The following is a 13,124-nucleotide window of genomic DNA, read 5'->3' on the forward strand; positions in this document are numbered from 1 at the left end:
AACTTACTTATTTTTGTAAAGTTACACACAGTCACTAAATAAAAGTATCAAAGGAGCTAAGCTCTGGTGCACCTTTCTCAGTGGCTTTCATTGTATTCGTCATAAAATTTAAACTCAGCTAATCTGTAGACTATTTTGGATTAAAGCTTTCACCACCTTCAAGTATTAATCCAAAATAGTCTCTTAATTTATTTAAGCCTTTGATATAAGCATTTTCTTAAAAATAAAAAAGGCTTTGCAAACTCCATCTTCTTTTAAACTTCATCTTAAAATCTAATAGAACATAAACTTATCATAGTTACTCCAGTTGGAGAAATCAAAGTATATATACCCATTCCTTTCTTTTTGCTGTGCTGCATTCCAGGAATGGATAAACATACTTTGATAATCCATAAGGAAATTTTAGACAAGCAGTTCAACTGAAGCCACCTAATCTTAAGGATACAATTAAAATCAGTTCAAAAGCTTGTCTAAAATCTTTAATTGCATAGACTCCCCAAGAGATTATAGTTAATCTTTGGTATTATAGATTTCACATTTCTTTACAGTGTTATTCCTTCAATAAATATAAGATGTATAATATTTTAAGGACATCCATAGCTCCTCCTCGATATTTTTCTTGCCGCCCACCCACCCCTAGGAAAAATACCGATGGTAGCATACTAAAGATTTTCTATAATTAAAATAACGGTAGTATAGAATCAATATAATAAACTAATTAATACATTAAAAAAATTCCAAACATATAAAAAGAGGTGCCAAAGCACCTCTCTATATTAAAGATCTTCATATTTAGTTTTAGTTGTTTCAACTAAAGTTGCATATTCTTTCTTTTGAAGTACACTATTCTTTCCATAGAATAACTGTGATGCTATGATTGTATCCATAAGACCAGTAACTTCTTCTTGAGTTATAACTTCCTTTACATTTTTAAGTATCAAGTTGGATTTTTCACCAACTATATCTGAAAATGTCATAACCAAATCCTTTACCATATTAATACCTCCTTTTTATTATTTAATTTAAAATTCAGTGGATATTTGCAGCTTTCTAAATTAGCTAAGCTACTTCTACTATGCTGAAATCATCAATCTTTCTTAGATCATCTAAAGTGTAATCTAAAAGACTTTCCATTGCAGTTCCAACAGTATGAAGTTGCTCAATTGTAGCATCATTATTAATCTTAGAAAACTTTTGGGATACAAACACATCCTTACCCTCTTGGTTCACCCCAATTTTATAAGTTATTACTAATGCTGTTGAGTTTTTTACTGAACTGATTGCCATACTATCAACTCCTTTCATATAGTAAATATGCTTTGGAGTGAATTATTTAGGATGCATCTTGTTAACAAATTGTTAACAATAAATAGTGGGATTTTCAGAATATGTAACTGGGATTGAAGGATTAATTTGAATTAGAGTAATTAATTGTTCAAGAGGGAAGATAGAACCACTATTCAACTTTGTTAATTACAATTCTTTAAGTTTGAAAATATTGAATTAATTTTAAGGGTGGAATGTTTAAATGTAATATTAAAATTTACGTAAATTAAGAGGGTGATTTATTATCACCCTCTAAGTCGCTTATTGAGAATACTGTGAAGAAATTATATTTAATTTAGCCAAAACTTTGCACCTTCATTCAGTACAAGCAGTTCTAACCACTTATCAAAGTCCTCTGATATTACTGACCATGATTGAGGCAATTCTTCATGAAAACAATCCAATACCTTGTATTTATTATTTCTTCTGTCAAATCCCAAGTAATTTCCTTCTCCTATAAGTTCACAGAATATCAAAATGTCATTTATCCAGTACTCTTCATAACCACTGGCTACCTCTTTATTAATTAGTTTTATATCTTTAGTTCCAAGCAGTTTAAAGCCATCTAGACCTTATAATCATATATTCTTCCACCATCAAAATTTAGTAGGAATTCTCTATATGAATATGGAAACTTAAATTGCATTTCTTTTTCAACTTTAAGTATTTTCTCTTCTGAAGCAGGTTTATTCATCTCAAATTCAACTATTATTTCATTTCGTGTACCATCTTGCTTAAACAGTGAATTATCATTGAGATTACAGATTAAATCTATTAATATTTCTAAGCCAGTTAAATTCACCATCTCATCTCCTTTAATATATATCAGAGTTACACTTAATTACAGTTACGAAATATCATTTATTTGATTTCTTTAGGAATGTCCATGGTATATCTTCTTAGTAATCCTTTTAAAAAGTTCTTTTCTTCCATTGTCATAGGATAAGAGTAGTATAAATATAAATTCATTCCATATCCTTTTACTTCTATGTATGAAGGCATTGTATAAATAGCATTAAAAAACATATTTTCATCTGTTCCATTATAAAAAGTAGGACTTTTACCTAAATTCATCTCTCTAATATCCACACTTACTCTCTGATTGTTTAACTCTTTTTCCTTATTGAAATTGATTAATAAATCCTCAATCAATAGATATGCTTTTTCCATTGGGCTACATTCTGTCCATTCATCACTAAAGCAATTATCAGGTTCAGAATATCTATATATTTCTTGTGGTACTGAAAAGATAATTTTACTGACCTCATCTAACATTTCAGATTTATCCAATTAATTCACCTCCAATTATTTTAGCTTATATTTATTCCCATTGGGAATTCATTCAGAAATTTGAAATCCAGTTTTCAATGCTTCTTCTTTATTGTAAAATAAAACAATTCCTACATCTTTCTTACTAATTTTCTGACTTGAAAATCCGCCTCCCTTATTGTGAGGAATAAATTTACGTTTAGCAGTGTATCCTGCCAATAAAACATCTTCATCTAAAAGCCAAGCTTCTCTTTTATAAACTTTTTTCATAGTTTAAATGTCTCCTTAGTATTTTAATACCATTGTTCATCCATCTTAAATCCAGGATAAATACATATTATATGAACATTTTGTACTATACTAAATAAATACTATACAGAATTTTTGACTTTTTTAGGTAACAAACCTTTACTCGACTCCTCAACTTGATATTAATCTCTAATGTGCTTTTCAATGCTAACTTTTTTCCTTTTTAAGGATAAATTCTATCTCATGATAATTTTTCGATCCTAACCAATCAAATTTTCGTGGATACAATCCAAATAACTCTAATTCCTCACACTTATTGTCTTGCTTAACCAAGTCTATAACTATCAATATTATTCCTTTGAAACTGTATATTAGAACTATTGGAAGTAGTATAGCGTAAAATACCCCCAAAAACTTCATGTATATGGGAAATAATATAAACACTATACCCAAAGTAAACCATCCTAAATCCTCAATAAGAAACGGTTTAATTGTTTTTAATTGAAATCTTTCATCAACCATAAATTTATCCTCTCAAAGTATACTTTCTTGTATAGCAAATTTTTACAACTACATACTATCTATAACTGTATTCTTGTTCACATTATATTATATAATGTATAACTTTATTTCAAATTATCAAAATAATAACAAAGCCTAATGCAGTTAATATACAATATTATTTTAACTTTATTTCACAACGGAATTCTATAAATTAATATCTCATGCTAAATCAAAGTATATATAGCCCTTCCTTTCCCTCCACTTCGTTTCACTCCAGGAAGCTCTAAACATACTTTGATAGGTATTAATAGGTAGATTATTTTAAACCAAAACTTTCATTTCATTGCAGTATTGGTCTAAAATAATCCTTGTAATTTAGCAAATCCCTTTTTAATTTAAACTTGCTTGAATTTAACTAAATAAATGCACTTTGAGAGAAATTAACCTTTTAAAGGCTACATTATCTAAATACAACAAGCTTTGACTGATAATAAAAAATTCTTACAAAAAACTTCTAAGAAGAACCTTCTAAAACCTTAAAGTACAAGTACCTTCTTCTAAAATCATACCTAAAGCTATTCAACTAATATTACCCTGTAAGTTTCCATTATGGCATTTTTTTAATTGGGCACCTATTCCATCACCCAAAAAAGAACAGGCCATCAGTAACAGATTCTAAGGCTATAAAGGTCTTTCAATTCTTCAAGCCCTTTATAACCCAAGAATCTGTAAACATTAGGCTAATCCTTTCTTTGGGTACCCGATGGGGTGCATATCCATAAAATCCAAAACTCATAGATTGTTTTTTCCATTACAATTAAGAAATAAGAAAAATAATCTTTGAAATAGAGTGATAGGGAGATATAAAAGTATATATAGCATTGCTCTAAACCTCCATTCCACTTCGCTTCATGTCACTTCAGGCAGCACTAAAAATACTTTCATATCTCAAAAAGGAAATTTTAGACAAGCTGTTCAGCTGCAGATATCTTAACTTAAAGATAGCCATTTAAAGGCAGCACAAAAGCTTGTCTAAAATAGTTTATTTTATTAATAGTACCCTTTGGTATGTATTGGTACAACTGAGAATAAAGCTTTCATGAAAGTACAATTAGAATTTTAGCACTATGTAGAAGATTATAAGCCATAATATGCTGAATAGTCTTTATCAATTTATTCCTATGAACTCAAGTTAGGTATTACAAATTTACAATCATAATGTTCCTTTATCCCCTAAACTTTACTAACCTACATATAACTTCCTATATTCCCACTAACCCCTCACTATCAATTCATACAATATCTATTTAAAATTAACATTGTAAAACAACTATTAACAAATAAAATTATTTTTAAGAGGTGGATTATGCGGAAATACAAAAGATTTATTGCACTTGTTTTAACTATCTTATTTTTAAGCACCACAATCCCAAAAGAGGTCTTAGCAGAAAGCTTACACTTTTCCCTCGAAGCTATAAATGAAAACACATCTACTAATGAGCTAGGCCCACACACCCAAGGAAATGAAGAAAATAAAAAAGATCCGTTAATTATTAGTGAAATTAAGGAGAAGCGTGATAGGAATGTAAAATACTTTTTAAAAGAGGATTTTTCCTATGAAATGGCTATTTATCCAGAGGATGTTCACTACTATGAAGATGGACAGTGGAAGGATATTGATAATAGCTTAGAAGAAGCCACTGTAACAGAACAAGACGAAACTGGAAAAACCAATATAGAAGAAGTTATAAAAAATAAAAATAATGACTTTAAAGTGAAATTAGCAAAACACAGTGATTCAAAGAATTTAGTTAGGGTGTCTAAGGGAAAATATGAAATCTCCTGGAGCTTTAATAATCTAAATAAAGTTAAAGGTGAACAAAAGGCCTTAGAAACACCAAATCTACAAGGGCTTTCAGAAAATGAAGCAAAACAGATAGTTAAAAATACAGCATCTCAAGTAAACTTTTACAATGCCTATGAAAATATTGATTTACAGTACAACATAATAGGACAGAAGTTAAAAGAGAATTTTATAATCAATAAGAAAACTACAGTTCCAGAAATTCAATTCCAAGTTGAAATGAAGAACTTGACCTATAAGTTAAATGAAAATAATAGTATTACCTTTTTTGATGAGGTAAGCAATGAAAAGGTTTTCCAAATAGATCCACCAATAATGTATGATGCTGCTGGAGAAGTGAGTACAGATGTTAAATTTGCTGTAACAGAAGGTGAAATTAATAATTCAACAACAAATAATACACAAACATCACAAGACGCTGTCACAGAAAATACTGAAGCTAATAACACCAATGATAATGTTATCAATGATGAAGTTACCAATATTACCGACATTAATAATAACAATGAAAATAAAGAAGTAATTACTGAAAGCGATGCTACAGTAGATAGCAATGATATACAAGATGATTCAGAAGAAGAAAACAAAACAGTTGACACTCAAACTACTGACCTTGAGCCTAAGGCTACTGAAGGCATAGATGCAAGTAAAGTTGAAGAAAGTGAAATAAATGACTCAACAAATGTGCAAAGCAGTAATAACAACAGTAAAAAGAAGAACACTCTTAATATTGCTATGAAACTTAATAGTGACTGGATTAATAGTGAATCAAGGGTCTATCCAATTACTATAGATCCAACTATAGGGACTTCTATTGATACAAATAAGATACAAGATACTTTTGTTTTGCAAAATAGTCCCACAGCTAACAGATGGAATACAGAGTTTTTAGCTACAGGTAATGGAGCTACTTCTGGAATAAACAGAAGTTTATTAAAATTTGATTTACCAGCATTAACTTCTTCTGACATGGTGGTTGGAGCAAGTTTAAATATTCCATTATGGGAAAGTGACAGCACTGTAACTCAGGTAAATGTTCACAAAATAACAAAATGGTGGGATCCATTAAACACAACTTGGAGTAATCAGCCATCCTTTGATCCTGTTATTGAAGATTACGATATGGTTACTGGAAATTATTTTACCTATCATCAGTGGGATATAACGAAAACAGTAAAGGAATGGTATACTACAGGGTTAAATTATGGAATAATGTTAAAAAATAATAACGAAGGAGAAACCTATAATGCTTTCGTTTCTTCAGATTCTGCACCAGCATATGCAGGATATAGGCCAATAATTGGAATTCAGTATGTGAGTAATTCTGGTCTTGAAAGTTACTGGACTTACCACTCTCAATCGGTAGGAAGAGCTGGTAATGGCTACGTAAATGATTATAACGGAAATGTAGTTCACATTCATAATGATATAGCAATGACAGGTAGCAGGAATCCAATAAACATTAACCACGTTTATAACAGTAATAATCTTGGCTATGATCCAGCTAAGCCTTGGATGGGAAGAGGTTGGAATCTTAATGTTTATCAATGGCTAGTTAGTGAAAAGATAAGTGGACAGTGGTACTATAAGTATACTGACAGTGACGGGACAAATATTTACTTCAAAGATAACGGAACTAGTGAAATTAAAGATGATTTAAATCAGGGATATACTCTAACCATAGAAAGTGGAGGATATTGGAAAAATATTAAAGATAAAAATGATAACAAAATAAGATTTTTTGGAGATGTTACTGGTTCTGTTGAGAGCTTTACAGATAGAAATGGTAATAAAACCACTGTAAAATGGGAACAGTCCACTGGAAATAATGTATGGATGATTACTGCTTTAACAGATGCAGCAAGCAGAACAGTAAAGCTTCGCTACAACAGTAGTGGATATCTTACAGAAATGGAAGACGCCAGCGGCTTAATTACTAAGTTTATCCTTGACCCAGCAAGTAATTATAATAACTTAACTCAAATTACTTATCCTGATGGGAAGTCTTCTAAGTTTAATTATTATCCAAACTATAATCTTCACGGAGTAACAAATATAGATAATTTCTCTATTTGGTACGAGTACACTTCCAGTGCTCCGTATAGAGCGAAAAGAGTCTATGAATGGAATAATAATCTCTATGGAAATGAAATTACTATGGAATATGGAAATAATACCACAACCTTTACAGATACAAAGGGAAGAAAAGAAATTTATCAATTTGATAATAGTGGACAAACCATAAGCATAAAGGATTCAGAGGATAAAGCGCAGCATTATAAGTACAATCAGAGCGACAATAAAAGTAAATTAAATCAAAGTTCAAAACTTCAAAGCACAGTGGTAAACCAATTAGTTAATCATAATGCAGAACTAACTGGAGGATGGACACCGTTAAATGCATCAGCAACAGTTACCACAGAAGATAAATATTTAGGAAGCAAAGCCTTAAAACTATATAATGCAGCTCAATCTTACACATATTTTTCACAGTATATAAAGCTCACGAAGGGAAAAACCTATACTCTCTCTGGTTATGTAAAAACTAAAGGAGTTACCAGCGGTGAGAATCTAGGGGCAACCCTTGCCATATCCTACAAAGATGCTGCAGGTCAGTGGCAATATGTAAGAGAATATATTAATGGTACTACTGATTGGACAAGATATGAAAAAAGTTTTACCCTGCCAAGTAATATTTCTGATGAAAATATATGGATTGCAGTAGAGATGCTTAATGCTACTGGAACTGCATACTTTGATAGTCTTCAACTGGAAGAAGGACAATTTGCAAATAGATATAATCTTATAGAAAACTCAGACTTTACACTATGGGATAATACTACTTGGAAACCGCTGTATTGGACTTCTAATACTGGAATTGATGCTACTGACTATGTAGCTTACGATAATAGCACCCACCCTATGGGAATGAATACTTTGTCCATGAGGATAAATGGAAATGCCAAAGTTAACAAAGGAATATATCAAAATGTTAATATTGCTGGTAAAAAAGATGATGTTTACGTATTAGGAGGATGGGCTAAAGTAGATTCTTCCCCTATAAAAGAGTCTAGACTATTTCAAATGGATATTGGGTTTGTGAAATATGATGGAACAATTTTATGGAAGACTATAACCTTTAATGATGATGTTTCTCAGTGGCAGTATGCTTCTGGAGAAGTAATAGCACCTGAGGATTATAAAAGCCTTCAAGTTTACATTAGCTACTATCAAAATACAAGCACTGTGAACTTTGATGGAATACAGCTGTATAAAGAGGAATTTGGTACAAGTTATCAATATGACTCTAAAGGTAATGTAGTTTCCACTCAGGACCTTGCAAAGCAAAATTCTAATTTTCAGTATGATGGAAACAATGACTTAATAAATAGTGTTGATCCAAAGGGAAATAGTTTTGTATATGAATATGATAAGGGGGATATTACAGCAAAGAAGCATAACCTTACAAAGGCAACTTCAGCAGAAAACGTAGTTTACTCCTTTGACTACGACGACAGCGGAAACCCTACCATGGCTATGGTAGAAGGAGATGGATTGTTTATAAAATCCACTGCTAAATACACTTCCAGTGGAAACTACATCGACAACATTACGGACTCTTTAGGCAATGTGGTAGATTACGAAATTGATGAAATAAAGGGGAATGTAAACAAGGTCACTGATGCAAAGGGTCACGTTACAAGCTATAGTTATGATGATAAGTTAAATTATTTAAAAGACGTTTCAAAAGTGACAGATGGACAAACTATAAAAAATAGTTATAGCTATACAAATGACAGAATCAGTGCTATAAATCATAATAATTTTAGTTACGACTTCCAATATGACGAGTTTGGGAATAATAAATCTGTAAATGTTCAGGGAGTAAATTCTTCAGGGCAGCAAGAGTCAAAAAACTTGATAACAAATACCTATGAAACTAGAAATGGCAATCTAAAAGAATCTGCCTATGGTAACGAACAAAAAGTGACCAATATATATGATGCTTTTGATAGAGTAGTAGGCAAAAAGTTTGGTGCAGAAGAAAGGTTCAGATACCAATATGATGGTAATAGCAATCTAGCCCTCCAGGAGGATCTAGTTAACAAGAAAAATTATAGATACACTTATGATTTAGCTGATAGGTTAAATAAAATTACAGAAATTGATAGAAATACATCAAAAACTTCAAGTGAAATAAAATATAGTTTTGACTTAAACAATAACGTAGCTGAAATAAATGAAAAGATAAAAGACAATAATTACAAAACAAGTTATGGTTATAATAAAGATAATAAAAATACAACTACCATTTATGGCAGGAATTATACTAATAAAATTGCTGTAGATTATAGAATAGAAAAAATCTTTGACAAACTTGGAAGAGTAAAAGAGTCAAAAATAAATGAGAACTATAACACTCAGTATCAATATAAGGCTGGGTTTGAAGCAAACAGTACCACAAGCCAAATTGAGAAAATAATAAACAGTGGCAAGGAAATAGCCTACACCTACGATAAAAATGGAAACATTGAAACTATTGTAGAAAATGGCAAAACCATAAAGTATTATTATAATGAGCTTAATGAAGTTATTAGAGAGGATAACGGAATTTTAGGTAAAACTATAGTCTATAGTTATGACGCAGGTGGGAATATTCTAAACAAAAAAGAGTATGAGCCTATAGAGGGTGAAGTTACTGCAGTTCACTCCCCTACAAAAGTAACTAATTATACTTATGAGGATGCAATTTGGAAGGACAAATTAAGCTCCTATAATGGGAAAGCTATAACTTATGACCAAATAGGTAATCCACTAACCTACGATGGATACAATTTCACCTGGGAAATGGGAAGACAGCTAAAGAACATTAATGGAAACGGGAAAAATATATCTTACAAGTATAACGATAGTGGTATAAGAACAGAAAAAACAGTAGATGGAGTTACCACAAATTATCATCTTGTAGGAGATAAGGTAACCTTTGAAGGAAGTGGCAGTGATAAGATATACTATACTTATGATGCTAGCGGTAAGCTAGTAAGCATGAGCTTAAATTCTATTGAGACTGTTAATGAAGTTGAAGGTAAGAGTGAAATAGGTATATTTGAAGGTTCCACTAACAAAAGCGGTATGGAATATGTAAATGCTACAATCCCAGGCACAGAAAATACAGTAAGAGCTATAAAGCTAAACAAAGGTCAAAGCATTCCAAATATCTGGTCACCGCTAATTGCACTAAAACCTAGCACTAACTACGTGTTGGAGTTTGACTACTGGTCGGAGGAACAAGAGGTACAATTCAATGTAGACTTATTCCCAGATACGCTGCCAGAAAGATACCCAGTAGCAAAAACTACTGTTCAAAAGTTTAAAGAAACAATAAGTTCTGCTTCACCAGACATGACAGCATCAAGCTTAAGATTCTTTAATAACTTAAGTAATCCAAATCCAGCTAATATTTATATAACAAACATAAGGGTATATGAAGAAGGAAAAACAAGTGAAGTAAACAAAGAATACTTCTATGTAAGAAATGCTCAAGGGGATATAATATCCTTAGTAGATAAATATGGCCATGAAGTTGTAAACTATACTTATGACACTTGGGGTAAACTTATATCCATAGAAGGTACTCTTAAAGATTCTCTTGGAGTTAAAAATCCATACAGATATAGAGGGTATAGGTATGATACCGAGACTGGGTTGTATTATCTACAATCAAGGTATTATAATCCTGAATGGGGAAGGTTTATTAATGCAGATGCTATCGCAGGTAGCTTGGGAGAATTATTAGGGCATAACATTTTTGCGTACACTAAAAATAATCCTATAATGGCAAAAGACCCATCAGGTTTTAGATCTGTATATACGATGGATGAAGAAACTGATGAAATGAGAGAAGCTTCTTATGCTGCTATGAATAATGCAAAAAGAAATCAACCTGCATATAAAGAACCAACGGCTTTGGGTATTGATACATCGCAAGGTAAAGCATTATCGAAAGGGTTGCTAGTATCTTTTGTAGATGAACTTGCTGAAATGCATATTCTTGATAATATTTCTAATCAAGTGCTGGTAGTCTTTAATAGAGCACAAGCAAGACATTCTTATCCATTAATGATTCCAGCACCTACATCAGTGAAATATCTAAAAGGAGGACTAAAGGCACTTGGGGTTATTGGAATTTTTATGACAGTTGGAGGAGTTATAGATAACTATAAAGAATATGGATTTGGTGAGGCAACAGCTAGGTCAGGAATAGATTTAGTAGCAGCAGTAGGGGGAATTTTGGGTGGCCCGGTAGGTGGTGTTGCAGCAAGTTATGGAGCAGAATTGTTTAAGAACTATTTATTTAAAAGAGAATAAAAATATAAGTTTAAGTATATAGAGAAATAAAACAGGCAAGGAGGACGTTTATGGGTAAAAAAGAACTACTAATAAGTTCTTCAGGAATTATTGCAGTAGTATTAACTAGAAAGATTCTCGAGTTTGTAGGGTTGGATAACATTGATTTGCAAACAAAGATATTTTTATTTATTACTATACTAGTGATATATGTGATAAAGTCTATAAGAGAGAAGGATAAAGATGTAAGGAAATATTCTATAATCTCAAGCATAATATTCTTTATATTTGGTATTTTTTTATCTATAGGAATGGTTTTAAAAGAAGGGTTTCCACAAGTAGATAATGTTGTTAGAAAACCACTAGGTGTAGTTTTATTTATTTTGTTTGCATCAAATTTGATACCGTTGTATGCAGCATACAATGCTAGAAAACAACAAAGTTGATATTTTAAAACAATTGATGCTATAGCTTGTAGAAATAATTTAGAATTAGTTGAAAAATATTTAAAAAGTTACTCAATATATATATAATTAATAAAATAAAATATAATATAAATGAGTAAACAGATAGAGTAGAACTAATTAGTTAGAATAACCATAATAGTTAACATAAGACTATATTAAATCAAATAAATACCATATAAAATTTATAAATTTTATGGGAATTGAAATATTTTGCAAAAACTACCCTTAAATCCTACTTATATAGTGTATGAGTAAAAATATGATTATTAATTCTTTAAATTATTTGAGAGAGCAGAGATTATCTGCTCTTTTTTTGTTGGCTTTAATTCAAAATTATTGAACAAAAGAAATTTTTAGTCAAGCTATTCAGCTGTAGGATTCTTAACTTTAAGAAATCAATAAAGGAAGCACAAAAGCTTGTCTAAAATAATGTATTATAATAATACACATTGTTAAGCAATGCTTCATATAAAACATGACTTTCAGGATAATACGTTTAAATACCTTTAGCTCTATGAATCAGGTCATAAAGGATGACATACCTGGAATATATATACACTAAGTAAACCACGGATTATATATAAATTTTTACTTTGTGAGGTTAAATATGAGTATACATTTCAATCCCATTACACCAGATAATTGGCGAGTTTTTAACTCTTTAAAGGTTAAAGAACATCAGAAAAAGTTTGTTGCTTCAAACGTCACAATACTAGCAAAGGCATATGCATATAGAAATTACAACAGTAGGGTACATGGTATTTATAGCCATGATGTGCCAATAGGGATGATTATGCAGCGAGAATTTGTAAAGAATGAAAAGCTATACTGTGTCCTTGATCAATTTATGATTGATGAGGAATATCAAGGAAAGGGTTATGGGAAGACAGCTATGGAGCTTTGGCTATCAATGATAAAGAAGGAAGAAAAATATGAATCAATATTCCTTTGTTATATAGAAGGGGATGAGCCAGCACGGAATTTATATCTCAACATGGGATTTCACCATACAGGTGAAGTAGATGAAGATGAAATAACTATGGAGTATAAACTGAAAAATATAGGGTAGTTAGTGCTTAAACCACGTAGGTATTTAT

General features: G+C 31.1%; 10 protein-coding genes. 3 read left to right on the top strand and 7 right to left on the bottom strand.

Translation table 11 applies throughout. From position 1 onward, the window contains the following. Positions 1–776: 776 nt before the first annotated feature. The 7 genes from RR409_RS11110 to RR409_RS11140 form a co-directional block, all read right to left on the bottom strand. Complete coding sequence (locus tag RR409_RS11110; RefSeq protein WP_332557824.1) at positions 777–995, bottom strand: DUF2922 domain-containing protein; 219 nt, start codon at positions 993–995, stop codon at positions 777–779. Between the two features lie 64 nt (positions 996–1,059). After that, positions 1,060–1,287 (bottom strand): DUF1659 domain-containing protein, encoded by a 228-nt coding sequence (locus tag RR409_RS11115; RefSeq protein ID WP_332557825.1) that lies wholly within the window; start codon positions 1,285–1,287, stop codon positions 1,060–1,062. 329 nt (positions 1,288–1,616) lie between these two features. Continuing rightward, entirely contained in the window at positions 1,617–1,880 is a 264-nt protein-coding gene (locus RR409_RS11120; RefSeq protein ID WP_332557864.1) for an SMI1/KNR4 family protein, read from the bottom strand. An 11-nt stretch (positions 1,881–1,891) separates the two neighbouring features. Continuing rightward, positions 1,892–2,131: an SMI1/KNR4 family protein gene (locus RR409_RS11125; RefSeq protein WP_332557826.1), complete on the bottom strand. Its 240-nt coding sequence runs from the start codon at positions 2,129–2,131 to the stop codon at positions 1,892–1,894. A gap of 56 nt (positions 2,132–2,187) precedes the next feature. Beyond that, the gene (locus RR409_RS11130) at positions 2,188–2,616 is read right to left on the bottom strand and encodes a hypothetical protein (RefSeq protein WP_332557827.1); all 429 of its coding nucleotides are present in this window, start codon (positions 2,614–2,616) and stop codon (positions 2,188–2,190) included. 48 nt (positions 2,617–2,664) lie between these two features. Further along, positions 2,665–2,865 carry a hypothetical protein gene (locus RR409_RS11135; RefSeq protein ID WP_332557828.1) on the bottom strand — a complete coding sequence of 67 codons (201 nt, stop codon included), beginning with the start codon at positions 2,863–2,865 and terminating at the stop codon, positions 2,665–2,667. Between the two features lie 186 nt (positions 2,866–3,051). Further along, positions 3,052–3,366: a hypothetical protein gene (locus RR409_RS11140; protein ID WP_332557829.1), complete on the bottom strand. Its 315-nt coding sequence runs from the start codon at positions 3,364–3,366 to the stop codon at positions 3,052–3,054. 1,348 nt (positions 3,367–4,714) lie between these two features. Between RR409_RS11140 and RR409_RS11145 the strand changes: the two genes are divergently transcribed. From RR409_RS11145 to RR409_RS11155, 3 genes are all read left to right on the top strand, one after another. After that, positions 4,715–11,581 (top strand): DNRLRE domain-containing protein, encoded by a 6,867-nt coding sequence (locus RR409_RS11145; RefSeq protein ID WP_332557830.1) that lies wholly within the window; start codon positions 4,715–4,717, stop codon positions 11,579–11,581. Between the two features lie 50 nt (positions 11,582–11,631). Next, positions 11,632–12,006 (top strand): hypothetical protein, encoded by a 375-nt coding sequence (locus tag RR409_RS11150; RefSeq protein ID WP_332557831.1) that lies wholly within the window; start codon positions 11,632–11,634, stop codon positions 12,004–12,006. Positions 12,007–12,634: 628 nt separating this feature from the next. Beyond that, positions 12,635–13,096 (top strand): GNAT family N-acetyltransferase, encoded by a 462-nt coding sequence (locus RR409_RS11155; RefSeq protein WP_332557832.1) that lies wholly within the window; start codon positions 12,635–12,637, stop codon positions 13,094–13,096. Positions 13,097–13,124: the final 28 nt, after the last annotated feature.

This window comes from Clostridium sp. (genome assembly GCF_036642255.1).
GTDB lineage: Bacteria > Bacillota > Clostridia > Clostridiales > Clostridiaceae > Clostridium_J.